24 protein-coding genes and 1 tRNA gene are annotated in these 24,649 nt (G+C 45.5%); 8 read left to right on the top strand and 17 right to left on the bottom strand.

Going from position 1 to position 24,649, the window contains the following annotated elements; all coding sequences use genetic code 11:
- Positions 1-8: 8 nt before the first annotated feature.
- From ACFPIK_RS09510 to ACFPIK_RS09450, 13 genes are all read right to left on the bottom strand, one after another.
- Positions 9-401 carry a hypothetical protein gene (locus ACFPIK_RS09510; protein WP_377914594.1) on the bottom strand — a complete coding sequence of 131 codons (393 nt, stop codon included), beginning with the start codon at positions 399-401 and terminating at the stop codon, positions 9-11.
- Between the two features lie 96 nt (positions 402-497).
- The gene (locus ACFPIK_RS09505) at positions 498-1,697 is read right to left on the bottom strand and encodes a phosphoglycerate kinase (RefSeq protein ID WP_377914592.1); all 1,200 of its coding nucleotides are present in this window, start codon (positions 1,695-1,697) and stop codon (positions 498-500) included.
- A gap of 223 nt (positions 1,698-1,920) precedes the next feature.
- Positions 1,921-2,886 (bottom strand): L-threonylcarbamoyladenylate synthase, encoded by a 966-nt coding sequence (locus ACFPIK_RS09500; RefSeq protein WP_377914590.1) that lies wholly within the window; start codon positions 2,884-2,886, stop codon positions 1,921-1,923.
- 3 nt (positions 2,887-2,889) lie between these two features.
- The gene (locus tag ACFPIK_RS09495; protein ID WP_377914588.1) at positions 2,890-3,600 is read right to left on the bottom strand and encodes a tetratricopeptide repeat protein; all 711 of its coding nucleotides are present in this window, start codon (positions 3,598-3,600) and stop codon (positions 2,890-2,892) included.
- Between the two features lie 247 nt (positions 3,601-3,847).
- Positions 3,848-4,282: an acyl-CoA thioesterase gene (locus ACFPIK_RS09490; RefSeq protein WP_377914586.1), complete on the bottom strand. Its 435-nt coding sequence runs from the start codon at positions 4,280-4,282 to the stop codon at positions 3,848-3,850.
- Positions 4,282-4,833, bottom strand: coding sequence for an NUDIX hydrolase (locus ACFPIK_RS09485; protein WP_377914584.1), 552 nt, complete (start codon positions 4,831-4,833; stop codon positions 4,282-4,284). Before ACFPIK_RS09485 ends, ACFPIK_RS09490 begins: the two co-directional genes overlap by 1 nt.
- Entirely contained in the window at positions 4,826-5,428 is a 603-nt protein-coding gene (locus ACFPIK_RS09480) for a hypothetical protein (protein ID WP_377914582.1), read from the bottom strand. Before ACFPIK_RS09480 ends, ACFPIK_RS09485 begins: the two co-directional genes overlap by 8 nt.
- Positions 5,421-7,343, bottom strand: a complete 1,923-nt coding sequence (locus ACFPIK_RS09475) for a RecQ family ATP-dependent DNA helicase (RefSeq protein WP_377914580.1) — start codon at positions 7,341-7,343, stop codon at positions 5,421-5,423. Before ACFPIK_RS09475 ends, ACFPIK_RS09480 begins: the two co-directional genes overlap by 8 nt.
- The gene (locus ACFPIK_RS09470) at positions 7,344-8,123 is read right to left on the bottom strand and encodes an enoyl-CoA hydratase/isomerase family protein (RefSeq protein WP_377914578.1); all 780 of its coding nucleotides are present in this window, start codon (positions 8,121-8,123) and stop codon (positions 7,344-7,346) included.
- 58 nt (positions 8,124-8,181) lie between these two features.
- A complete protein-coding gene (locus ACFPIK_RS09465; protein WP_377914576.1) occupies positions 8,182-10,116 on the bottom strand; it encodes a ComEC/Rec2 family competence protein in 1,935 nt (644 codons plus the stop codon).
- 90 nt (positions 10,117-10,206) lie between these two features.
- Positions 10,207-10,782: a DUF3575 domain-containing protein gene (locus ACFPIK_RS09460; protein WP_377914574.1), complete on the bottom strand. Its 576-nt coding sequence runs from the start codon at positions 10,780-10,782 to the stop codon at positions 10,207-10,209.
- A 39-nt stretch (positions 10,783-10,821) separates the two neighbouring features.
- Entirely contained in the window at positions 10,822-11,256 is a 435-nt protein-coding gene (locus ACFPIK_RS09455) for a GNAT family N-acetyltransferase (protein ID WP_377914572.1), read from the bottom strand.
- Positions 11,225-12,214: a PhoH family protein gene (locus ACFPIK_RS09450; protein ID WP_377914570.1), complete on the bottom strand. Its 990-nt coding sequence runs from the start codon at positions 12,212-12,214 to the stop codon at positions 11,225-11,227. Before ACFPIK_RS09450 ends, ACFPIK_RS09455 begins: the two co-directional genes overlap by 32 nt.
- Before the next feature lie 103 nt (positions 12,215-12,317).
- Here ACFPIK_RS09450 and ACFPIK_RS09445 point away from each other — a divergent pair, with 103 nt between their 5' ends.
- The 3 genes from ACFPIK_RS09445 (at position 12,318) to ACFPIK_RS09435 (ending at position 13,540) form a co-directional block, all read left to right on the top strand.
- Complete coding sequence (locus ACFPIK_RS09445; protein WP_377914568.1) at positions 12,318-13,088, top strand: SAM hydrolase/SAM-dependent halogenase family protein; 771 nt, start codon at positions 12,318-12,320, stop codon at positions 13,086-13,088.
- The gene (locus tag ACFPIK_RS09440) at positions 13,088-13,387 is read left to right on the top strand and encodes a putative quinol monooxygenase (RefSeq protein ID WP_377914566.1); all 300 of its coding nucleotides are present in this window, start codon (positions 13,088-13,090) and stop codon (positions 13,385-13,387) included. Before ACFPIK_RS09445 ends, ACFPIK_RS09440 begins: the two co-directional genes overlap by 1 nt.
- Before the next feature lie 69 nt (positions 13,388-13,456).
- A tRNA-Leu gene (locus tag ACFPIK_RS09435) sits at positions 13,457-13,540 on the top strand.
- A 199-nt stretch (positions 13,541-13,739) separates the two neighbouring features.
- Here ACFPIK_RS09435 and ACFPIK_RS09430 read toward each other — a convergent pair.
- Together ACFPIK_RS09430 and ACFPIK_RS09425 are read right to left on the bottom strand one after the other, a co-directional pair.
- Positions 13,740-15,311: a solute:sodium symporter family transporter gene (locus ACFPIK_RS09430; protein WP_377914564.1), complete on the bottom strand. Its 1,572-nt coding sequence runs from the start codon at positions 15,309-15,311 to the stop codon at positions 13,740-13,742.
- 79 nt (positions 15,312-15,390) lie between these two features.
- Positions 15,391-16,272 carry an inositol oxygenase family protein gene (locus ACFPIK_RS09425; RefSeq protein ID WP_377914562.1) on the bottom strand — a complete coding sequence of 294 codons (882 nt, stop codon included), beginning with the start codon at positions 16,270-16,272 and terminating at the stop codon, positions 15,391-15,393.
- Positions 16,273-16,403: 131 nt separating this feature from the next.
- Between ACFPIK_RS09425 and ACFPIK_RS09420 the strand changes: the two genes are divergently transcribed.
- Positions 16,404-16,736, top strand: coding sequence for a helix-turn-helix domain-containing protein (locus ACFPIK_RS09420; protein ID WP_377914560.1), 333 nt, complete (start codon positions 16,404-16,406; stop codon positions 16,734-16,736).
- Between the two features lie 50 nt (positions 16,737-16,786).
- Here the strand turns inward: ACFPIK_RS09420 and ACFPIK_RS09415 are convergent, their stop codons facing one another.
- Both ACFPIK_RS09415 and ACFPIK_RS09410 read right to left on the bottom strand, forming a co-directional pair.
- On the bottom strand, positions 16,787-19,312 hold the full coding sequence (locus ACFPIK_RS09415; protein ID WP_377914558.1) for an ABC transporter permease: 2,526 nt from the start codon (positions 19,310-19,312) through the stop codon (positions 16,787-16,789).
- Positions 19,305-19,982: an ABC transporter ATP-binding protein gene (locus ACFPIK_RS09410; RefSeq protein WP_377914556.1), complete on the bottom strand. Its 678-nt coding sequence runs from the start codon at positions 19,980-19,982 to the stop codon at positions 19,305-19,307. The genes ACFPIK_RS09415 and ACFPIK_RS09410 overlap by 8 nt, the downstream gene beginning before the upstream one ends.
- Before the next feature lie 251 nt (positions 19,983-20,233).
- On the opposite strand from ACFPIK_RS09410, the gene ACFPIK_RS09405 reads away from it, so the two are divergent.
- From ACFPIK_RS09405 to ACFPIK_RS09390, 4 genes are all read left to right on the top strand, one after another.
- The gene (locus ACFPIK_RS09405) at positions 20,234-20,923 is read left to right on the top strand and encodes an arylesterase (protein WP_377914554.1); all 690 of its coding nucleotides are present in this window, start codon (positions 20,234-20,236) and stop codon (positions 20,921-20,923) included.
- A 101-nt stretch (positions 20,924-21,024) separates the two neighbouring features.
- Entirely contained in the window at positions 21,025-22,767 is a 1,743-nt protein-coding gene (locus ACFPIK_RS09400; protein WP_377914552.1) for a GMC oxidoreductase, read from the top strand.
- A 3-nt stretch (positions 22,768-22,770) separates the two neighbouring features.
- On the top strand, positions 22,771-23,475 hold the full coding sequence (locus ACFPIK_RS09395) for a gluconate 2-dehydrogenase subunit 3 family protein (RefSeq protein WP_377914550.1): 705 nt from the start codon (positions 22,771-22,773) through the stop codon (positions 23,473-23,475).
- 90 nt (positions 23,476-23,565) lie between these two features.
- The gene (locus tag ACFPIK_RS09390) at positions 23,566-24,639 is read left to right on the top strand and encodes a DUF6340 family protein (protein ID WP_377914548.1); all 1,074 of its coding nucleotides are present in this window, start codon (positions 23,566-23,568) and stop codon (positions 24,637-24,639) included.
- Positions 24,640-24,649 lie beyond the last annotated feature (10 nt).

Genomic DNA, 24,649 nt, shown 5'->3' with positions numbered 1-24,649 from the left:
CCGCCACCTTATCCACCCGGTGGACGCTGTCGCGGCACCGTAGGTCGGGTTCCCGGAGGCACATTGGGTCGAGTTCCGGGAGTACCGGTAGGACGGGTAATTGGTCCTCCTGGTCTATTCTTCGGAACTCTTACCTCAGGTCGGTTGGCTGGACCACCACCATTGGGAACATGCTTATTGGGACCATCTGCTTTTGGTCCATCAGTATCTGCATTAGTTTTACCGGTAGGATTTATCGTGCCCGGCAGAGAACTTCTCCTTGCTGCACTGGAAATACCCACTTTTTTACCGGCTTCTCCTGCCTGCACTTGGCTAGGCACCGCTTTTTTCGGAGCTTCTGTCTGAGCCAAGGTAATTCCCGAAGCAAAGAGTAAGACGAATAACAAGACGATCCTGGTCATGGCAAAAGGAAATGTTGAGATGGCAATTTGAAACAGAAAGATGAAGAAAAGATGAAGAAAAAGGCCATCCTTCCGAATGGCCTTAAAATTATCTGATTACTCCGCCAGCGCAGCTACTCCAGGAAGTACTTTACCTTCCATATGCTCGAGCAAGGCACCACCACCGGTAGACACGTAGGATACCTGATCGGTATAGCCAAATTTATTGACCGCAGCTGCTGAATCACCACCGCCGATCAGTGAGAAGGCACCTTTTCGGGTAGCTTCTGCCACGTATTCGGCGATTGCCTTAGTTCCTTTGTCGAAAGATTCCATTTCGAACACACCCATCGGACCGTTCCAAAGGATAGTCTTGGATTCCAAAATTGTCTTCCCGAAGAGCTCTCGAGTTTTTGGCCCGATATCCAAGCCCATCCAGTTGTCAGGGATTTCACCTTTGTTGGCAACACCTTGGTTGGCAGTATTGGAAAATGCATCTGCAATGATGGTATCCACCGGCAAAATCAGGTTTACCCCTTTTGCCTTGGCTTTTTCCATCAGTTCCAATACAAAATCCATCTTGTCCGCCTCCAATAGAGACGTTCCGATGCTACCACCTTGCGCTTTTGCAAAAGTGTAAGACATCCCGCCACCGATGATGAGATTATCTACTTTCTCAAGTAAACGCTCAATGATCAAAATTTTGTCGGCGATTTTGGCTCCACCCATAATTGCCGTGTATGGACGCTCAGGATTACCCAATACTTTGTCGGCATTGGTCAACTCGGATTCCATCAGGTAGCCGGCTACTTTTTCGGAGAAAAATTCTGCGATTACTGCCGTGGAAGCATGCGCTCTGTGAGCGGTACCGAAGGCATCGTTCACATACACATCTCCCAACTTGGCCAATTTACCAGCGAAGTCTTTGTCCCCCTTTTCCTCTTCCTTGTAAAAGCGAAGGTTTTCCAATAGCAGCACTTCACCAGAACCAAGACCAGCTGCCAATTCAGCAGCATCGGCTCCGATGCAATCTGTGGCAAATTGGATGGATTGACCCAAGGCAGCTTCTACAGCTAAGATGATATGCTTCAGGGAATATTTATCCTCAGGACCTCCTTTTGGACGGCCGAGGTGAGACATCAGGATGGCCGAACCGCCATCTTTCAAAATTTTCTTGATCGTAGGGACTGCTGCCTGGATACGGGTATCATCAGAAACAGTAAAGTCTTCATTCAAGGGCACGTTGAAGTCCACTCGAACCAGGGCCTTTTTGCCTGCAAAATTGAGGCTGTCCACATTTTTTACATTCAAACTCATAGGATTGGTTTAATAGATGTTGAATTGGTTTTCGTAAAAACTGGCCTGAATTTAAGCCAATTTCAGCCAAAAGGGAATCAAAATCAGGGAAAGTTAAAGAAGTGGCTATTGGGAGATTTGAAATTTCGGATTTCAGATTTCGGATTTCGGAAAGGCTTCCACATTACCCCCCTGCTTCCATGCCTCCAAACTTGCTAACTTTTCAGCTTTCAAAATTCATTCTTCAACCCTTCACAGCCGCTCTTCGAAGTCGGTCGTTGATCGCACGGCCCAAGCCGGTTTCAGGCATCAGTTCGGCGAGGATTACCTGAACAGGGGTTTCATCCAACTTTCGCATGGCTGCGAAAAGATTTTGCGCAGCTTCATGAAGATCACCTGATGGACTCAAGGCAATCTGCTTTTCTTGGGGCATTTGCTCAAAAGCATCTGAAAAACTCAATACTGCAAAATCAACTCCCTCAGCTTGTTTTTTAGCAATCAACGTCTTCAAATCCCCCAACAAAAACGGCTTTCTCGGAGCATAGTGGCTGTCCAATTGTCCCGGTGCAGCTGGATTGCTGGAACTGTGATCTTTGACTTTGACTGGCCCGACGACATCTTCTATTTCACCAATCTCCAATCCACCCAAACGATAGATCACGATTTCCTCTCCTTCCATTCCCACGATCGTACTCTCCAACCCCACAGCACAAGGTCCGCCGTCTAAGATATATGGGATTTTTTCACCCAATTGAGCCTCCACATGCGCCGCTTGAGTGGGACTGATGTAGCCAAATGGATTGGCACTGGGGGCTGCTAGGGGAAATTCCAATTGCTCCAACAAAGTCAATGTCAAGGGATGATTGGGAACTCTAACGGCTACTCTATCCAATCCGGATGTGACCAAATCGGGAACGATAGGTTTTCTGGGTAAAAGCAAAGTCAAAGGGCCCGGCCAAAATTTCTTTGCCAGCTGCTTAAGTTCCTCCGGAAAATCAGACACAAACTCTCCCACTCTTTCCAAAGAAGAAGTATGGAGAATGAGCGGGTCGAACGTAGGACGGTTTTTGGTTTCAAAGATCAGGGCAACCGACTCAGGATTCAGCGCATTTCCTGCAAGTCCATAGACCGTCTCGGTAGGAATCCCCACGAGCTGCCCATTTTTCAAAAAGGATTGGGCTAAATCGATATCGGTACCAATTAGCGCCATAATTTACTTTTCGCAGAAGTCTTTGATCCAGGTTTCGGCCTCCGAATATCCAAGGGAAAGTGCCATTTTAAGATCGGCACAACCCTCATTTTTCTGTCCCAAAGCACTCATTCGAGTCACGCCTAACAGGTAATAGGCCTCCGCATTTTTGGGATCGAGGTTCACAGTATTGGTCAAAGACTCCATTCCGTGAATCGGATCACTCATTCCCAACTCAGCTTTTCCTTTTCTAAAGTGCGCCTCGGCATTGTTGGGATCAGACTGAAGGAGAGTTTGAAAGTCCAAAAGGGCATCTTCATACTCCTCCATATTGAGTAGTGCTGTGCCTCTGTTGAACAAAATATCCAATTGAGTAGGATCCAAAGCAGAAGCCAAATTGAAATCGGCAAGTGCTTCCCTGTAGTTCTTCAACTCCATTTTAGCATTTCCCCGATTGAACCAAGGCTTGTAATTGGTCGAATCGGCAGTGATGGCTTGGTCAAAAACAGGAATGGCTTCCTCAATTTTCCCCTGCTGGAAAAGCGCAACTCCCTTGGCATTGAGCGCCGTGGCATTGGCAGGATTCTTTTCGAGCAACTGATCAAAATAAGTGACCGCCTCAGGCCAAGCCTGGGCATCCATTTTCTCAATTCCAGCTTTCAGCAGTTCTTCCTCACTAGGGCTACAGGCAAAAAGGCTCACGCAAAGCAAGCCAAGAATCCAAAGTTTGTTCACGGGGTAAATTTTGGGCAAAGATAGGGAAAAAGGGCTAGAGAAGACTGTCGGCATTTTGGCCAACTTAATAGGCATGAATTGGCCTCCGTGTGTGTCTTCACTCACGGAAATTTATTTTCAACCATACTAAGTATCCATATTCTTGAATCAAACTTATGCTTGAGAATTTCGCACTCCGTGATAAATACGATTGAGAATTAAAAAGCAAAGTGTGCTGTGAGTGAGGACAATCACAGGGGCGAAGACCTTAGATGAGGGCCAACTTTTCACGGGCTTGGACGGGAATGGGAACCGGCTTCATGGTTTTCATATCCACCGCTACCATTACGCACTTGCATTTGGCAAATACATGATCATTTCCCTTGGCATCCTTCCCGATCAAAAACTGCTCAAGGTCAAAGGAAGAATTTCCCAATCGGGAACATTTGACCAAGGCCTCCACCTGATCTTCCAAGTGGATCGGACGCAGGTAATCGATCTCAATTCTCCCCACGACTGTGCCGATAGTCATCACATTCCAATCCGCAACTTGGTATAAAAAAACGGCGCGCGCATGCTCAAAATAGCTGAAATACACCCCATTATTCACATGCAGGTAGCCATCAATGTCCGAAAATCGAACCTGAATGGGCGTTGAAAAAGAAAATTCAGATTTGAGTTGGGAAGCTTCGACTTTAATCATCAGAGCAAAATTTCTGATTTGGAGGTTTTTTCAAGCATTCGAAGGATGGAAGGATTGTAACCGATCATATCCACCACCGAATCGAAGGTGATCCAAGCCAAAGAAATGCTTTCATCACTCATGATCAAAGGTTCATTGATGTCTGCTTCGAAAAGGTAGCGCACATCAAAGTGAAAATGCTCCGGTACGTGTGGGCGCTGTGGGATGATGTGCTTATCCAAGTCAAAGATATTCTCATCCACCAATCTCAAGGACTTCAGCCCACTTTCCTCTTCCGCCTCTTTCATCGCCACTTCGATCAGATTTTCATTGCCATCGGCATGTCCTCCAAGTTGGAGCCATCGTCCGAGTTTGCGGTGCAAGGTCAACAGCGTATGTGTTCTTTTCTCATTGACTATCCAGGCCGAAGCGGTAAAATGACCTTCCAATCGCTCCCGCTTGTAAGCCAGCGGATCTTGGGTCAATTCAGAAAAATCCTGAATGAAATGAGCTTCTTCTTCGTAGGGTGTACGGTAGGATTCCAGTTGGTTTTTGAGCGTAATTCTATCCATTTTCAGGTCTTTGAAATAAGCGATCGAGAAATTGATCGAAGGGTTTGGCATCTTGAAACAGGCGATCGGAATAGACCGTCACCAGGAGTTTGAGGTAACTGGGCTGATTGTCAAGGGTGATTTTCTCCAAAGCCACGTTACCGTAAATCTGGGAAATCAATTCGCCTTCTTCAGGCAGTTGTAAGGGTGGCTTAAAGTAAAACTTTTCGGTGACTTTCACCCGGTCGTTGACCTCTTCGTATTTTCGATCCAGGCTGACTTGGTTGTAGCCCTGCGCCAAAATCCGCCTGCTCAACCCCAGAAACAGTCTGGAAAAAGACTTGGGATCAAAGGGTGGTTCGTAGCTCACCGCAAACCCATTGGCATACGGGGAAGAGAAAATATGTACTTGGGGAGTCTCATTGATCTGGGTGCGCTTGAAGTGGTAATTTTTATAGATCAGGGCAAAAAGGTCTTTGGACTCTTGAGTTTCCAACCAGCTTTCCAAATCCTTCCATTCACTATCCTTGATCAAAAAATTCTCCTTCACATTCAAGGGCAACTTTTCAGAAGGCCTAAACACTTTTTTAAGTAAGTCATCCAGAAAATTACCCATTCGAATTGAGTTTGTATTGGCCTTCGGAGGCGGTTGAAACCTTTCCTTCATCGACCAGCTGCCGGAGCAATCGGAGATGATTGGAGGAGGCGGGTTTGTTGATTTTTTCAAACACTTCGTATTCCCCTAACTCCCCAAATCGGGCTAAAGTTTCGAGGATCTTATTCTTTAATGTCTCTTCAGTCAACTCTGCCTGATCTGACTTTTTCCTCTCAACACAGAGATCGCAAATACCGCATTCCTGATCGGTCTTTTCTCCAAAGTATTCCTGAATAAATTGAGACCGGCAAATGCGCGACTGATGCGCATACTCGACCATACTCTTGGCTTTTTCCAGGGTCAGCTCTTTGCGGAGCTTGATCCGCTGAAAGTTGAACGGCAACTTGGCAGCATCGTAGCGCTGGGTGAGAAAAGTGAGTTGCGGAGTATCTTTTCGCTGATCATAATCCAAGACTTCCAGCTTTGCCAGCTGTTGAAGGGCCTTGATCAGGTCGTATTCTTTCATTTCTAGGGACTTGGCCAGTTTGGACTCCTGAATCCGGATGTATTCGGAGAAAAGATTGCCGCCATAGGTTCGAAGCATCATCTTGATCACAGGATCCAGCTTGGCATATTGGATTTGGATCTCGTAAAGTCGCTTGGGATCGACGCGAAAATGCGCCCTTGAAGGCGCAAAGAAGCTCTCGTTGAACTCCACAAATCCCTCTTCTTCCAATACTTTGAGGGCATAAAACGTGTCCAAAACCGGAAGCTTGTAGGTCTGGCAAAAGTCCGAAAGATCAAAATCAAAACTGCTGAGCATATTCGTCCCAACCGCCAGTTGGAAATAATTAGCAAGGCATTGGTAAACCTTGCGCAGGTATTCGATCGGGGGATAGACCAATGCCGCTCTTCCAAGCACCTGCTCAAAATCCTGTTCATTGGCCAGAAGCACAGCAAACGCCTTTTTTCCATCCCGACCTGCTCGGCCAGCTTCTTGGTAATAGTTTTCGAGATTTTCAGGCAAGTCACTGTGGATGACGACCCGCACATCCGGCTTGTCAATCCCCATCCCAAAGGCATTGGTGCTGACCATCACCCGTACTTGGTTATTTTTCCAAGCTTCCTGCTTGGCAGAGCGATCGGCACTGGACATGCCTGCGTGATAGGCCGCTGCAGAAATCCCCATTTGATTGAGTGCTTTGGCGAGCTGCTGCGTGCCTTGGCGATTTCTTACATACCAGATCGCTGTACCGGGAATTCGATTGAGGATTTCAGTTCCTTTTTCAAGTTTGTTTTCGACGATTCTGACACTGTAGCTGAGATTTTTTCTGGAAAAACTCTGGTGAAACTCCCTGAATCGAGTCATTTCCAACTTTTCCAAGATATCCTTACACACCTCCGGAGTCGCCGAAGCCGTCAGGGCAATCACATTTACTTGGGGGTGAAAGGCGCGAATTTGGGCGATTTCGAGGTAGGAAGGACGAAAATCATAGCCCCATTGGGAAATACAATGGGCCTCGTCAACTGCGATCAGATTGATATTCATCTGCTTGAATCGCTCGATGAAAATCTCTGTTTTCAAACGCTCAGGAGAAACGTAGAGAAACTTGAAGTCACCATAGATGCAGTTGTCCAGTACCGTATCGATCTCGCGAAAGCTCATCCCCGAATAAATCGCTACGGCTTTGACCCCACGTGCTTTCAGGTTATCGACCTGATCTTTCATCAAAGCAATCAAAGGAGAAATGACCAAGCAAATCCCTTCTTTGGCCAATCCGGGAACTTGGTAACAAAGGCTTTTTCCTCCTCCAGTGGGTAAAATCGCCAAGGTATCTGTACCGGAAATCACCGAGTCCACGACATCCTTTTGGACAGGACGAAAGTCGTCAAATCCAAATACCTGCTTGAGTATATGTCGTGGATCGTGGGTCACTTACCAGGTCGGTTTGTTTTTCGTTAAAAATGCTGCAATTCCCTTTTTGCAATCTTCATGGACACGGGCGCGAGCATTGGCCTCCGCTGCCGCGTCCAAAGCTCGATCTCGGGCTTCTTTACCCAAAGATCTGAGCAATCGTTTGGTCTCACTCATAGAAAAGGCGGAATTTTCACGAATCAGTTTGGCCGCAAATTCATGCGCTACCCAATGATCGAGTGAATCTCCACTCATGTGCCCGGTAATCAGGCCAAACTCATCGGCTTTTTTGGCAGAAATCATTTCGCCCGAAATCAGGAGTTCCCCGGCCCGATAATGCCCGATTTGCTCTGCAAGAAAGACCGAGACCAAAGCCGGTACAAATCCGATTTTCGCTTCGGTATATCCAAAAAGCGCATCCGAATCCGCAAACGCAAAATCGCAGACAGTCACCAGGCCACAGCCTCCCGCCAAGGCATGACCTTGAACTTTGGCAATGACCACTTTGGGAAACTCATAAATCTGGCTAAACAGCAGCTTGAGTCGATGGCTGTCCTCCAGATTTTCTTCGAACGTAAAATTCTGCAAGGATTGAATGTACTCGAGGTCCGCACCCGCACAGAAAGCTCGGCCTTTGGCTTGCAGGATGACAACTTTTACGTTAGGATTGGCTCCCATTTCGGAAAAAGCCTCTGCCAAATCTGTGATCAACTGTGGACTCAGAGCATTTCTCTTTTCGGGTCTATTGAGGGTGATGAATCCCAGTTGGTTTTCTACCTGTGTGAGTACGGCGCGTTCCATGGTGCGTGGACTTTAGGATGATAAATTAGGTTTAGAAAAAAGCTTAGGCAAACGGAACTTAGAAAATTGCCCGAAAGCCTGCATTTTGATCCAAATTAGATTGAGATTGGGGCTTTTCTCCTGAATTATCTCTGCGAAAATCCTGAATTTTCTCAGGCTTTCTACTTCCCCAACTGATTTCATTTTTTCCTGGAAAAAATCTGACATCCAAACCCGGAAACCAAACAATAGAATCCTGCCAAACTCCTCGCATCGGTTCGGGCATGTGTGACCTTTTTTCGGTCAGCCTATTCGGATCTATAGAAAAAGAGAGTTGATCGAGAGGGAAACTCTGATTCCAAGAAAGGTGATGGCCGCCAAGATTCATGTCCAAAATGGCTTCCTTATTTCCTCTTTTGAAAAGCCAAAGCTGCTCGGTTGGACGATTGATTTCGCGAAAGAGACCTTCGACTCCCCAAGTAGCAAAAAATACCATCCCCAAAACGACCAGCTTTTTCCGGTTGCCTAATTCCCAATTGCCCCAAATCAAGAGTAAAATCCAAACCAACATCATCCCTGAAAAAGTGATCGTCAGCCGGTCAATTTTCCCCAAAGGCAAAAGTTGGATAAAGAAGGTGATCTGGTTTTGGAAGTAAATCATCCAATTCACCAGCCATCCCATGACCTCACCTAACATCGGTATCCAGCCTAAAAACAAAAAAGGAACCCCTACCGCCATAATTAAAAACGCGAGCGGAACCACAACGAGATTGGCAAGCAGAAAGTAGGTGGGAAACTGATGAAAATAGAAAACAGAAAGTGGAAATGTCACCAACTGTGCGGCTATGCTCACTGCAGCCAATTGCCAAAAGTACTCCAGCACCAAATTGCCGGGAATCCACCATCGCACAATCACAGGCTGCAAACCCACAATACCAGCCACAGCGAGGTAGGACAGTTGAAACCCTACATCAAAAATCACTTCCGGCTCCACCACCATCATCAGCAAGGCGGAAAACGCCAAGATATTCCAGATGGATGGTTTTTTCTTGCGCATCTGACCGGCAGTGGCCAAAGAAAACATCGTGGATGCGCGCACCACCGAAGGCGAAAAACCGGTCATCAACGCATACAACCAAATCAAGACAACCACCGCCAATAAATAGCCTTTTCGAAACTTGGAATCGTCCTTAAATCGCCTGAGCGGGAGCAAAAGAATGGCATAAATAATCCCGACATGCAGTCCGGAAACCGCCAGTATGTGCATGGTGCCCGTCTCAGAATAGGCTTTTTTGATCTCTTTGTCGAGTGACTCTTTTTGACCGAGCAACAGGGCATTGGCGATCTGTTTGGATTCGGCAATCTCAACCTTTTGATCAATAAGATTGGAAAGGAAGTAGCCCAACCGATCTATTGCAAACTCAAGGCTTCTGGTATTGGAAAAATCCACTTTTACCAAGCCTGAGCGAATAAATTGGCGGAAATGAATGTCCTTTTTCGCCAAAAACCCCCGATAATCAAACTCATCCGGAAAGGATGGAGAAGGGATAATTTCGGGGATTTTGTTGACCAAGACCACTTCACCTGGCTGAAGTGAGGAGGACAATTGATGGTAGATCAATACCTTTCCTTGGGTCTTTTTCCACCCAAGACTGTCTCTGATGGAAAATACTTCCAAGAGATTTTCGGAAGAATTGGGCTTTTGAATATCAAATCGCTTCACCTCTGCCAAATACATGGTGGCTCCTTGCCAAGCATCAACGGAAAGCGAAGCTTCTTTTTTTTCAGATCCAATAAAGCAACCCAAAACCAGCAAAAGCAGGTAGCCTAAACTGCTGGAAAACCCAAGTGAAACAGGAGTTTTTTTGGCTACTCCAACCAAATACATGATCCATACTACACCGAGTAAACCGAGGGAAATAACCTCAAAACCTACTGGTAAAAAGCTGGCAAGGAGAATACCCGTCACCAAAAAAGGCAAGTACCTTAAAAATGGAAAGTCAGCAAATCTCATGTTTGAAAAAAAATTAAACCTTAAGGTAAAATAAATCAGGCAAAAAAAAGAGCCCCGAAAGGCTCTTTATAGCAGTTTCTCCAAGTTCGATTAAAAGCGGTAGCCTAGGCTGAAACCTCCATTGAGCTCCACAGGAGAAAAGCGCGCATTGGCTGCCTCTCCGAATCCACGTCCTACACTTGCATAAGGACCAAAGGCAAAATGCCGAGACACTTCCCATTTGTATCCAAATCCAGCTCCCAGAATAAAGGCCGTCATGTCTGTGGTGGTAATTCCACCTGAGTTGGTCGGTTCCTCAAATTCTCCAAACCTGATTTTGGCAAAAGGATACATATGAAAACGCCCATTGGGTTTGTTGCCAAAATAAAAATTCAGCGCAGTCATGGCTGAATTGGTTTTGTAGATTTTACCCTTTCCTTCAGAGTTAAAGCCAAATCGGTCATTGGCCAAAACCTGAAACTCGAGCGAATGACTTTCGCTGAGATAGCGTTCGTACCCAATTTCAAAAGAACCCAGAAGAATCAGGTTCATAAAATTGACTTTAAGCTCATTTTCAAAAGTTCCCAAGTTGGGATTCCGAGTACCTGAAGAGGAAATGACCTGTTGGGCATAGCCGGCGACTCCCAGGCTGACTACAAGAAGAAATGATAAAATTGATTTTCTCATAAAAGGTAACAGTTGGTTTGACTGACTTGGTAACAATGATCAAGCCAACTGCATTTTGTAATGTTGGATGAAACATTCTTCAAAAAGATCTCCCACCTTTTCAAAACCGAATTTGGAATAAAGTCCCATGGCGGAAAGTTGGGCATGGAGGTACTTAATTTTACCGGCAGCTTCAGGATTAGCCGCAATGTCTTTCAGCACTTCTGAAACCAGTGCTTGACCTATTCCTTTACCTCGAAACTCTCTAAGAACCGCAAAACGCTCCAATTTGACCCCATAGTCAGTGACTCTCCAGCGGGCTGCCCCAACAGGGATTTCCTCCAGAAAGGCAATAAAATGATGGGAAGTGGCTTCAAAATCGTCCCGTTCAAGCGCAGGATCCACATTTTGCTCGAGGACAAAGACTTGATTTCGGATGGCAAAAGCCTCCCGAAGAAGAGAATTATCCGTTATTTTTTCTAATCTGAGCCTCATTTCGGTACTGTTCCCTTTCCTCCTGATTTTTCTCGTAGGCTTCAATGATGGCTTTGACCAACTTGTGACGGATCACGTCTTTTCCGCTGAGATTGACGATGCCGATTCCTTTCACGTCTTTCAAAATACGTAATGCCTCGGACAATCCGGATTTCTGTCGGACAGGAAGATCAACTTGAGTTTGGTCTCCTGTGATGATCACCCGGGAGTTGGGGCCCATTCGGGTAAGGAACATTTTGATCTGCTCACTCGTGGTGTTTTGCGCCTCATCCAAGAGCACAAAAGCATCATGGAGCGTCCGACCACGCATGTAGGCGAGTGGAGCAATTTCAATGACGCGGGTTTCTTGGTAGTATTTCAGCTTCTCAGGTGGCACCATGTCCTGCAAAGCATCGTAGATCGGTCTGAGATAAGGATCCAATTTTTCCTGAAGATCTCCTGGCAAAAACCCTAAGTTTTCTCCCGCTTCTACTGCCGGACGGGTGATGATGATTCGCTTTACTTCTCGGTTTTTCAAAGCTCTTACAGCCAAAGCCACCGCAATGTAGGTTTTACCTGTACCGGCAGGGCCGAGAGCAAAAACCAAATCATTTTTCATGGCAGCATCAACCAACTTCCGCTGATTGGCAGACTTGGGCTTGATGACAAGGCCTTTATTTCCAAAAACAATCACCTGATCACGACTTGCCTCTTCAAAAGGAATGCCTTCGATATCAAGGTAATCTTTGACGTTTTCGGGAGTGATATGTCCAAACCGATCAAAATGCTCCAAAAGCAAATTGATCAGGTCATTGATTCGGAGGATTTCAGGGGCGCTACCTTGAATTCGTATTTCATTACCTCTGGATACAATTTTGCTCTGAGGGTAAGCCTGGGCAATTTGTCGGATATTTTCATTGGCTGTGCCTAAAAACTCAGCCAATGGGACATTTTCTAGGGTGATTACTTTTTCGACCAAACTCGTGTATTGATTAGATTAACCTTGAAGGCAAAAGAATAAAATTTCTATTTTTGTTCACTCCCCCCTCAAACAAAAATACAATTTTAATCGACTTGCTTGTATGGCATTGGTGACATTCCTCTCTGATTTCGGGGATAAAGATTATTACGTACCTGCTGTGAAAGCCAAGATGCTTTCCATCAATCCACAACTGCACATCGTCGATATTTCCCATACCATCAACCCATTTGATCTCGAGCAGGCAGCATTCATTCTCAGGTCGACTTTTAGGGAATTTCCAAAAGGCACTGTCCATCTAGTGGGGGTAAACACCACTGGAACCATGACCGCAGGATATATTGGTATCAAACTGGAAGATCATATTTTCATCGGTCCAAATAATGGTGTCTTGAGTATGCTCGCTGATTACGATCCAGGGATCATTGTGCAGTTTGCGGATATCCATGTGAAAGATTCTACGTTTCCGACACGGGATATTTTGGCTCCGATAGCCGCGAAAGTAGCTTCGGGAGCAGCCATTCATGATTTTGGAGGGCCTTCTTCCTCCTTCAAAAAACTGATGTCCAGACAAGCGAAAGCCACCCGAGAACAAATCATCGGTCACGTCATACGAGTGGATCGATATGGCAACCTGATTACCAATATCAAAAAAGAGATTTTCGAAAAATTGAATCCCGGAAGTTTCACCATTCAATTTGGAAGGGAAACTGTAAATCGCCTGCAAACAGGTTACGATCAGGTAGAAGCCGGTGATCCCTATGCTTTCTTCAATAGCCTTGATTTACTGGAAATCGGCATTAACCATGGACATGGAGGAAGCTTGCTTGGTCTAAAGCAGGACAGTGTGGTGTATGTAATCTTTGGTAGCTGATGTTGATCCGAATCGTGCGCATGACTTTCCGTCCTGAAGAGGTGGAAGCTTTTCTCAAAAACTTTGAAGCCAATAAACTTTCTATCCGAAATTCACCCGGCTGCAAGCATTTAGAGCTTTGGCAAGATGATCATGAAAAAAATATTTTCATGACTTACAGCCATTGGGAAAGCGAAGAAGCACTGAACAAGTATCGTGATTCTGAGCTCTTTAAATCTGTCTGGAGCTTTACCAAGGCCCTTTTTGCAGAAAAGCCACAAGCATTCAGTACAAAAAAATTGCAGGAAGTGGAGAAATGAGTTTGTAGGAAATCATTTTTGTATTCATATTTGCAGCCCGTTCAAGAAGGAACGGATTTCAAATGAAATGCCCAGATGGCGGAATTGGTAGACGCGTTGGTCTCAAACACCAATGAGGTTACACTCGTGCCGGTTCGACTCCGGCTCTGGGTACTGAGGCTCACAGAAATGTGAGCCTTTTTTATTTTCAGCCTGTTGCTGGAAGGAACTTTTCCAAAGTTTGGAACTTTGGAAAAGCTACAATCGATCAGACTTTACTTTTAAAAACCATGTAATTTGAAAGTTTAACTTTCAAATTACATGGTTTTTGATTTGCTCCTTAAACAAAATGGAGTGTTCATTTTTAATTTACCTACCTCCCCAAAAACCAATAAATCAACACCGTAACCACGCAGAGCACCACCGCCAAAGGTTTTGCATACCGCCATCCTTCCATGTTAATTGGTCCAGGAGGTAGAGTGACCATTTCTTTTGGAGGGAATTTCAAACTCACGAGATACATCACCAAAAGATTGAGCACAAACTCAATCCCCCAAATGTGGATGAAATGCAAATTCACTTTGATGATGAAGGTGGTCAGCAGGTAAAAAGACAATCCCACTGCCAATCCGGCTTTGGCTCCGGCAGCTGATATTTTTGGCCAGAAAAATCCTGCCATCAAAACCGAAGCGATCGGGATAAAGAAAATGCCATTCAACTCCTGCATCAGCTGATACAATCCTTCTGGCGCGTTCGCGACCATCGGCGCAATCAGGATCGAAACCACCGCCAGTACTAATGCGCTCAGCTTTCCTATTTTCACCAACTGAAATTCGGTAGCATTGGGATGGATGATCTTTTTGTAAATATCCAAACTGAAGATCGTGGAAGCTGAATTGAGTACGGAATTAAACGTACTTAACACCGCCCCAAGCACCACCGCGGCAAAAAATCCAATCATGCTCATCGGCAGGACCTTTTTCACCAAAACAGGATAGATCATGTCCTGCTCTCCAAAGTATTCTTCCCCGAAATAATAAAAGGCAATCACTCCCGGGAGCACGATGATCAGCGGAATTAAGATCTTGAAAACTCCGGTGAAAAGAAGTCCTTTTTGTGCTTCAGCCATGTTTTCGGCACCAAAAGCCCGCTGTATGATTGTCTGATTCATCCCCCAGAAATAGAGTTGATTAATCATCAAACCGGTAAACAAGGTGCTAAAGGGTAGGACAGAATCTTCGGCGCCGATGACATTGAATTTTTGAGGGACAGCTTCGTAAACTTTTGTAAGGCCAGTCGCCATACTTCCGTCACCGATTTCCCATAGTGCAAAAGCCGGCACAGCCAATCCTCCGATAACCAATCCTATGGCATTGAGTGTGTCAGAATAGGCTACAGCTTTCAATCCCCCAAAAATCGCATAGACCGATCCAATTACCCCTATGGCCAAAACCGATAACCAAATCCCCTGAGATTTACTGATCTCAAATACCTGAGAAACATTGAAAATGCTTTCCAGATTGATCGCTCCGGTATACAAGACGATGGGAAGTAACGTGAATACAAAAGACAGCATCAACAGCACCGAGACTATGGTCTTGGTCGTCTCATCGTAGCGATGAGCCAAATATTGCGGAATGGTCGCTAGCCCCATCCGCATATAGATTGGCAAAAAGTAAAACGTGGCGATAACCAATGCAACCGCCGAAGTCACCTCCCAGGCAATGATGATCATTCCGTTTTTATAAGCGGATCCATTCATGCCGATCAAGTGCTCGGTAGAAATATTGGTCAAAATCATCGATCCTGCAATCACTCCACCTGTGAGGCTCCTTCCTCCTAAAAAATACCCTTCACGGGATTTGAGATTTTCATTTCGGAGTTTATACCAAGAGAAAAAGGCCACCAACAGGGTGAAGCCTACAAAGGTGAGAACCGTAAGCATGTACAAGAAGGCTAGATTGGGTGGTGTAAATAGAAAAGGGGATGAAATCATCACCCCCCGAATAGAAAATTGTCAGTTTTTAAAATTTGACCACTGAAGGCAAATATTTGGCTACCAAGTCTTCATAGTAAGGCTTGAGCGCTTTGGCATCGGGCGGCACAGGCACTTTAGAATACAAGTCGTAAGGATTGAATTTATCCACCCACTTAAACATCTCGCGGTCGTGATCGCTCAGCAAGTGATCGTAGGCATTTTCCCGATGCTGCGCATAAAAAGAGTGGTAGCGAATCATGTACAAGGCAGGTTCAGGAAGGTAATCTTTGAACATTTGATAGAGGTACTCATCGTGTCCCCATGACATCTTCACATTGTCCAAGCCACAGTGATGGGAATAGACGCCGTACTTGGTATTGAATCGCTCATCAGTAGAATCAGGATTGAGCGCAAAAAACTCAGGATATACGATGCTATCAGAATGCTTGCAGCCAACCGGGAACGTGTCACCTACGACTGCCCACTGTGGCTCGCCAAAAAGACATAGTACCTTTCCCAAGTCATGAATAAACCCAGTCAAAACAAACCAATCAGGATGCCCATCCTGTCGAATGGCTTCTGAAGTCTGAAGTAAGTGCTGCAATTGATCAAGATTGGTGTCGGGATCAGAATCATCTACCAGCGTGTTCAGGTAGTTTACCGCATCCCAAAAGGGCATTTCCTTTTTTTCAAACTTCAAAAACTCCTTTTCCTTCCCAACCACAAAGTCATAAGTCTGATAGGTATGATTCAGTTTATAAAACTCCCTCACGGTATTGACACGCTCGGAATCGTGATAGTTTCGGTAATCATCTTTAGCCTTTGCCTGCTTGCTTTTTGGTTCAGGGTATCGGACTAGTAAATCATCCTCCCATTCTTCGATCGATTGGAGCGGTGCCTTTTCACTTTCTGACAAATTGGTTTTCATGGGCTTAGAGTTAATCTCGGAAGATAAAAACAAATTCAAAAAAATCCTTCCTATAAGAATTTCAATATTTGAAAATATAAACTGCTTCTATAATTTTTCTTTTACTTTGGTTAAAATAAAATTTTGAAGGTATGACTGACAAAATCCTTGAAGGCAAATTTTTAAAAGACTTCATTAAATCAAATAAATTTTCTATTAAAACTCTAAGTGAAAAAATGGGGGTTTCTAGGCAAACAATTTACAATTGGTATAATGAGGAAATATTAGGAATTGAATTGATTGAAAAATTAAATGATGCTATAGGTCATGATTTTTTAAAAGAACTAAAAAAACTAAAAAATCAAGAGCCTCCTAAAAAGAGAAATAGCTTATTAGGTATTACAATTTTTCTTGATGGGAGTCCAGAAAAACTTGAAAATGGAATTAAAGAATTAATTGCATTTAATGAAAAATTAAAAAAATAGGCCTCAATTTCCAGAGGCCCTATTCACTCATTCAACCTTCAATTCAAACATTAACCATTTCCTCTTAGAATCTCCATCGGTGGCTGATTGATGATTCTTCGACCATTGAGCCATCCCAGCACAATTGTCAGACCCGTAATGGCGAGATAAATGACCAAACCCTCTTTCCAAGCCAAGCTGAAGTTCATCTCAAACACAAACTTCCCTAAGAGGAAAGTTGCCATGAATGAAAGTAAAATCCCCGAAAGCGAGGCCAAGCTTCCCAAAAAGAAGTATTCCAAGGTATTGATCACTCTCACTATCGCCGAACTCGCTCCAAGCGTACGAAGCAAGATACTTTCTCTCATACGCTGGTATTTACTGATGATAAGTGAGCTGATCAATACCAAAATCCCGGTGGCAATAGAGAAAAAGGCCATAAACTGGATCACAAAACTGATTTTGCCCAGGATATCTTCCAAGGTTTCCACTATAGTTCCCAGGTTGATAATCGAAATATTGGGAAACTCCCTTACGATCTCAGACTGCACATCAGCAGCCTGACGGTCATTTTGAGTCTTGGTGATGATCACATGGAATTTCGGAGCTTGCTCCAAAACTCCATTTGGAAACAAAACCAGAAAATTGGTCGACACCTGATTAAATTTTACATCACGGAAGCTTCCGATGTACGTCTTGATAGGCCTGCCTTGCACATTGAAGACCAACTCATCTCCTAATTTCATTTTATTTCCTTCACCAAACCCTCTTTCCAAAGAGACAAAGATGCTATCTCCTTTAGCCCCAAGCGGGATTAATGTCCCAGAACTCAAGGTCTCCGAGGAGATCAATGTATCGCGGTAGGTCACACGAAACTCCCGATTATACAGCCATCGACTGTAATTCTCTTCGTCGGGTTTTTCCTCATTTTCCTTTTTATCGATGCCATTGATCTCGTTGAGCTGCATGGTCACGATAGGCACTTCCTGTAGAATACGCATTTTGCGATCCGTTACTTTTGATCGGACATCCTCCAACTGTGGCGTCTGAATGTCAAACATCAGCATGTTGGGCTGGTCCTCCTTGTCTGCAAACTTGGCTTCCTGAAGAAGTTGATTTTGAAGGAAAAAGAGGGTACTGATCATTGCTGTCCCCAATCCGATAGTGGCAATAAGCGAAATAGTCTGATTATTTGGCCGATACAAATTAGCTAAGGCTTGTCGCCAAGGATAGCTGAGTGAAATCGGCAAAAATCGTCTCACTGCCCACATGATCAACTTACCCACTCCCCAAAGCGCCCCAAATGCCACCAACACAAATCCTGTAAAGCCCAAAGCCCAAGTCACTTGCTTGAGTAAAAATAAGCTGAAGCCAAAGATGAACAGAAGAATCCCCACAATCACCGCCCATCGAGCAGGATCTTTCAGCATCGTCGAGTCAGCGGTCTCAGGCCTCAAAGTGGCCATCGGAGACACATTTCGAACCTTGAGCAAAGGAAGTAAAGCAAACAGCACAGAAACCAGCAAACCTGTCACCATGCCAAAGCCCACTGATTGCCAAGAAATCCCTACGGTAACCTCCACAGGAAGAAAGTCCGCAAAGATCACCGGAAGGATAAACTGAAGAAGCGTTCCCAAAACCGAACCGATCAATGCTCCGAAGAGTCCCATGATGACGATTTCGACAAGATAGATAAGTAATACATCCAGTGAAGCTACTCCCAAGCATCTCAAGACAGCGACCGAAGCAAGCTTTTCTTTCACAAATACATTGACCGCTGAGGCGACGCCCACGCAACCCAAAAGCAGTGCAATGAAGGCAACGAGACTTAGAAAATTGGAAAGATTCCCAAAAGATCGACCTGTACTTCTTTTTCTGTCTTCCACCGTATCGGCATCTACCCGGTCTATCTCCCACTGATCTTCGAATGGCTTGATCAGCTCATCGACATCGGTGCCCGGCGCAAACTGTAAATAGCGATTGTATTCCACACGGCTGCCATACTGCACTAGCCCGGTTTCTTCCAGATAGGCCATCGGAATGTAGACTGCAGGTGCTACAGAAGCGGTAATGCCAGTTTGACCTGGAACCTTTTGAAGCTCTCCGACAATCTCAAACAGGACAGCCCCGACTTTGATCGAGTCGCCTACTTTGGCATCAAACTGCGCCATGAGCGTCTTTTCAACCAGCGCCTTTTTTCCTCCACTTCTGAAATCTGCGTCCCCTTCAACTGGAACCGTTTCCAATTTTCCATAAAAAGGAAAATCCCCTTCCAAGGCCCTCACTTGGGTCAGACGGCTGGCATCTTTTTTTGGAAAAGCTACCATGGAAGCAAAGTTGACCTCAGAGGCCATAGCCACAGCTACCGAGTCCAATGCCTGGTCTCCGAGAGGCTTGTTATTTTCCAGCACCAAGTCTGCGCCCAAAAGCTCCTTGGCTTGGTTATCTATGTCTTTGACGAGATTTTCTCCAAAACTGCTGATCGCCACCAAAGCTGCGATTCCCACCACAATGGAAGAGACAAAAAGCAGTAAGCGGGAGAGATTTTTCCGAAAATCCCTCATCGCCATCCTAAAGATCCAATTAAAATCAGGCATGGGTTTCCTCCTGTATTTTACCACCCTTGATATGAATAATTCGCTGAGTCTTGGCTGCCAACTCTAAGTCGTGGGTAACCAAAATGAGCGTAGTTCCTTTTTCCTTATTGAGGTCAAAAATCAACCGCTCAATCATCTCCCCCGTCTCCGTATCGAGGTTGCCTGTGGGCTCGTCTGCGAAAAGAATCTTTGGCTCATTGGCAAAAGCTCTGGCAATAGATACCCGCTGCTGCTCACCTCCTGACAATTGGGTAGGATAATGTGTAGCACGATCCTTTAAACCGACTTTTTCAAGTAATTCTAAGGCTTTTTCTTTGGCATCCTTTCTTTTTTTGAGTTCCAAAGGAACCATCACATTTTCCAAAGCAGTCAAAGTTGGTAGCAACTGAAAGTTTTGAAAAATAAAGCCAACGTCCTTGTTGCGGACGGCTGCACGCTGATCTTCATTGAGCTTCTCAAGGGCTTGACCATTAAGCACCACCGAACCCGTGGAACCGGAATCTAAACCTGCACAGAGTCCAAGAAGAGTGGTTTTCCCGCTACCTGACGGCCCTACAATGGAGATCGTCTCTCCGGCTTGAATTTCAAAATTGACATTTTCCAAAACAGTAAGCTTGCGGCTCCCGCTTTGATAAGTTTTAGAAAGATTGCGAATCGCTAGAATGCTCATGGAGTAAAATAAAAACAAGTGACTGTGTAAACGCTATTGAGCAACAATAGTTAAAATGCTCAAATTAGGCCTAGTGAACCTCAGTAAAGAAAATAAAATTCCCCGGCTTGGACCAGTCAGATTCGACAGACGGGTAGAATGCCTCGACCAACGAGGAAAAAGGAATTTTTGCAGAATATTTTCCAACTTTGAACGCAAGGATGTAAACCTTTTGGGCTGAAATCCTTTCATAGATCAAAATCACTTTAACCATGAAGATTCATTTCCAGATTGCCTCATTTTTTACCCTCGTAGTCGTAAGTTTCTTGTTAGTTTCCTGCGGAGGAAAAAGCTCTGAAACAACCAATCAAACCAATGCTGACAGCACGGCTGTAAGCCAAAAATCAGAACAAAAACTTATCCTCTTCTTTGGAAACAGCCTCACCGCGGGATACGGAATAGACCCTGAAGATGCATTTCCCGGTCTGACTCAGGCTACGATTGATAGCCTAGGCAAAGACTACAAAGTAATCAATGGTGGACTGAGTGGAGAAACCACCGCAGGTGGATTAAGCAGGCTGGATTGGTTTTTGGAAGAGGAGCCCTATTTGTTCGTATTGGAACTGGGAGGAAATGACGGCTTACGCGGGATTCAGCTAAGCGAAACCAAAAAGAACCTCCTTGGCATCATTGATAAGGTGAGGGAAAAGTACCCTAACACCAAAATCATCCTTGCGGGCATGCAAATCCCACCAAACATGGGACAGGAATATACCGATGAATTCAAAACCATCTATCCTGCTGTGGCAAAAGAGAAAAATGTAACCTTGATTCCTTTTCTTTTGGATGGCGTAGCGGGCAATCCAGACTTAAACTTACCTGACGGAATTCATCCGACCGAAGCGGGACATAAGATCGTTTTTGGGACGATTTGGCCGTTTATAGAGCAGGCTATTCAGTAAAAAAGTACCACTGTAACCCGCTGACAACTTTTTCAAGGGAAAGGATTTCTATCCTCAATTTTTTTGACCTATATTTTCGACTTCATTAAAATTTTTAAAAAATGAGCTTTCAAATCAAAGAAACTCCAGATAGCTATGATGTGATCATCGTAGGGTCTGGTGCCGGCGGAGGGATGGCTTCCAAAATCCTATCCGAGGCTGGGTTGTCAGTAGCAGTGGTGGAGGCAGGAGGGGATTTTGACCCGGCAAAAGACGAGGACAGAACCCAACTCAGACCACCTTGGGAATCACCAAGAAGGGGTGCCGGTACCCGTATCCGCCCGTTTGGAGATTTTGATCAGGCCATCGGCGGATGGGATATCGACGGAGAGCCTTATACCCGAAAAGACGGAACGCAGTTTGACTGGTTCAGATCCAGAATGGTCGGTGGACGTACCAATCACTGGGGAAGAATCTCCCTGCGATTCGGTCCCAATGACTTCAAGCGTGCCAGCATTGATGGCATGGGACATGACTGGCCCATCGGATACGATGACCTGAAGCCATACTATGATAAGGTAGACAAGCTGATCGGGGTTTTTGGATCCAAGGAAGGGATTTTTAATGAGCCGGACGGCTTTTTCTTACCTCCTCCAAAGCCAAGACTTCACGAACTGATCATCAAAAAAGGTGCGGATAAAGCCAATATCCCGATGATCCCGGGACGTCTGTCTATGCTGACCCGTCCGATCAACAATGAGCGTGGAGTCTGCTTCTTCTGCGCGCAGTGCAACAGAGCTTGTCAAGCCTATGCAGACTTTTCAGCTGGAACTTGCTTAGTTCATCCTGCGATGAAAAAAGGAAAGGTGGATCTCTACACCTTCTCAATGGTGAGAAAGGTAACTACCGACGATACTGGGAAAGCAACCGGGGTATCTTTCGTTTCCAAGGTGGATATGAAGGAATACAAACTCAAATCTCGAGTGGTCGTATTGGGTGCTTCTGCCTGTGAATCTTCCCGAATCCTGATGAACTCCAAGTCGAAAGTATATCCTAATGGAATCGGTGCAGATTCAGGAGTCCTCGGACGCTACTTGCATGACTCCACCGGTGCTGACCGTATGGGCATCATGCCTGAACTGATCGACCGAGAGCGATACAATGAAGACGGCGTAGGCGGCATGCACATGTATACGCCTTGGTGGCTGGACAACAAAAAATTGGACTTTGCACGTGGATACCACATCGAGTATTGGGGTGGTATGGGACAGCCTGCCTACGGGACCGGTGGCAGCATGGATAGCATGAGAAAATACCTCAAGGATGAATTTGGAAATCCAAGTCCAAACGGAGGCTATGGCGAAGGGCTGAAAAAAGACATCCGTCGCATCTATGGATCCACACTGGGTATGTCAGGCCGTGGAGAAAGTATCCCACAATACACGAACTATTGCGAAATCGATCCGAATGTGGTCGATAAATACGGTATTCCGGTACTTCGATTCCACTACAAATGGACCGATCAGGAGATCAAGCAAGCCAAGCACATGCAGGATACCTTTGAGGAAATCCTGACCAATGCCGGTGCCACTCTTCTTGGCACCAAACCTGGACCTGAAACCATGTACGGACTCGCTGCGCCGGGCCGTATCATCCACGAAGTAGGCACTACCCGAATGGGCAATGACCCAAAATCTTCCGTGGTCAACTCCAACTGCCAAGTGCACGATTGCAAAAACGTATTTGTGGTGGATGCTGGTCCTTTTGTGTCTCAGGCAGACAAAAACCCAACCTGGACCATTTTGGCGCTTTCTTGGAGAACTTCAGATTACATCGTCGATCAGCTAAAACAGAAAAACATCTAAGCCATGAACAGAAGAGAAAACCTAAAACTGCTCTTTACCGGCTCTGTGGGAGCGGGATTGTTATTGACCGGATGTGAACCTGAGCAGGTAGCTGTACAAGGACAAGTCATCACAGGAGGCACACCGGGTGGACGTACAGAAGAAGAAAAAGCGCGTGATGCGAAGTTGCTATCTGAGAATTTCTTGACTGACGAGGAAAAGAAAAAACTAAGCACCCTGGTGGACATCATCATGCCGGCAGATACTGAGTCCCCTTCGGCCACTGAACTGAAGGTGCCGGATTTCATCGAGTTTATGATGAAAGATCAGCCCAACATGCAGACACCCATGAGAGGCGGTCTGATGTGGTTGGACTTTGAGGCCGATGAGTTGTTTGGAAAAAAATTCAACGACCTTAGCCAAGAAGAAGTCATCCAAATTGTGGATTTGGTTGCTTGGCCTGACAAAGCTACTGAAGCTTACTCGGGAGGTGTTCGCTGGTTTAACATGCTCCGCAATCTGACTTGCTCAGGCTATTTCTCTACCGAGGCAGGCTGGAAATACATGGGCTACATGGGCAACCAAGCCAATGTGTGGGATGGTGTACCGCAAAAAGTCCTGGACAAGCACGGCGTCTCCAATCCTGAGAAATATGCAGCCATCTATCTCAAACCCGAAGAGCGCGGCAAAGTCGCCGAATGGGACGAAGAAGGAAACCTTATCGGATAATCTGAATTGAAGTTTGAATGTAAAATCCACGGTCTAGAAACCGTGGATTTTTTTATTCCTTCTAACTTCGTCCCAGTTAAAACCCGCTATATGAATTTTATCTTTTCTTTCAAAACCATCTACAGTCTACTCTTTTCAGCTTTTCTTCTACTTGTATGTGGCTGCTCCAAAAATGTCACCATGACCAGGCTGGTACCCGCGCCAGTGACAGTACCCAGCCATATCCAAAAAATCGTGCTGGTCGATCGGACCAAACCTCAAAGTGAAGGCTTGGCGATCTTAGAAGGAATCATCACCGGCGAACTCCCATTTGAGGTTCGCAATGCCGTACAGGCCACCCTTTCTTCACTTCAAATGAGTCTCAATTCCTCCCCTAGATTCCAAATAATCAGAGCTAACGAACGACTTCCTGGAGGAATCTTCGGACAGATGTTTCCGAATCCATTGGATTGGTACACAGTGGAGCAACTTGCCAATCGATACGATGCCGATGCAGTCTTGACCTTGGAAAATTTCAGTTCAGACTTCATCATTACCGATCAGCAGCGCTTGATCAAAAAGACCGTGACCGAAGGCAAAACCACCCGACAGATCGAAGTACAGGGCTGGTATGTAGAGGGAGTGGCCAATGTAAGCGCAGGATTTCGCCTGTATGATCCAAAGGATCGGAATATAGTCGATCAGCAGCGGTTTGAGAAAAAAAACCTCTGGTCGGCAGAGGGAGAGACCAAAGCCCAAGCTTTGGCCTTACTCATCACTAAAGCGGACGCGGCAAGAGCTGTGGGAGAAATGGCCGGTGCAGGATATGCCACCAAAATAGCGCCGATGTATGCCGAGATCAATCGTGGCTTTTTCCCCAAATCCAAAACCGACCCAGCCGTATCAAAAGGTGCCCGACTCGCTGAAGTAGACCAATGGGAGCATGCGATTGAAACATGGAAAGCGGCTTTACCCGGGGTCGATGAGAAAAGCGGGGGAATGCTTGCTTACAATATCGGCGTCGGATATGAGGTGTTGGGTTCTCTCGATTTGGCAAAAGAATGGGCTGGAAGAGCCTACACGGACTTTGGACTCAAAAAAGGGAGAAACTACACCCGAACTTTGAACGGCTTGCTACAGCAACAGGCCCTTTTGAATCAGCAGATGGAAAAACAAGATTATTGAATTGATTATT

This window comes from Algoriphagus aquatilis (genome assembly GCF_042657405.1).
GTDB classification, from domain to species: Bacteria; Bacteroidota; Bacteroidia; order Cytophagales; family Cyclobacteriaceae; genus Algoriphagus; species Algoriphagus aquatilis.
This window is presented reverse-complemented; position numbering and strand designations above follow the sequence as displayed.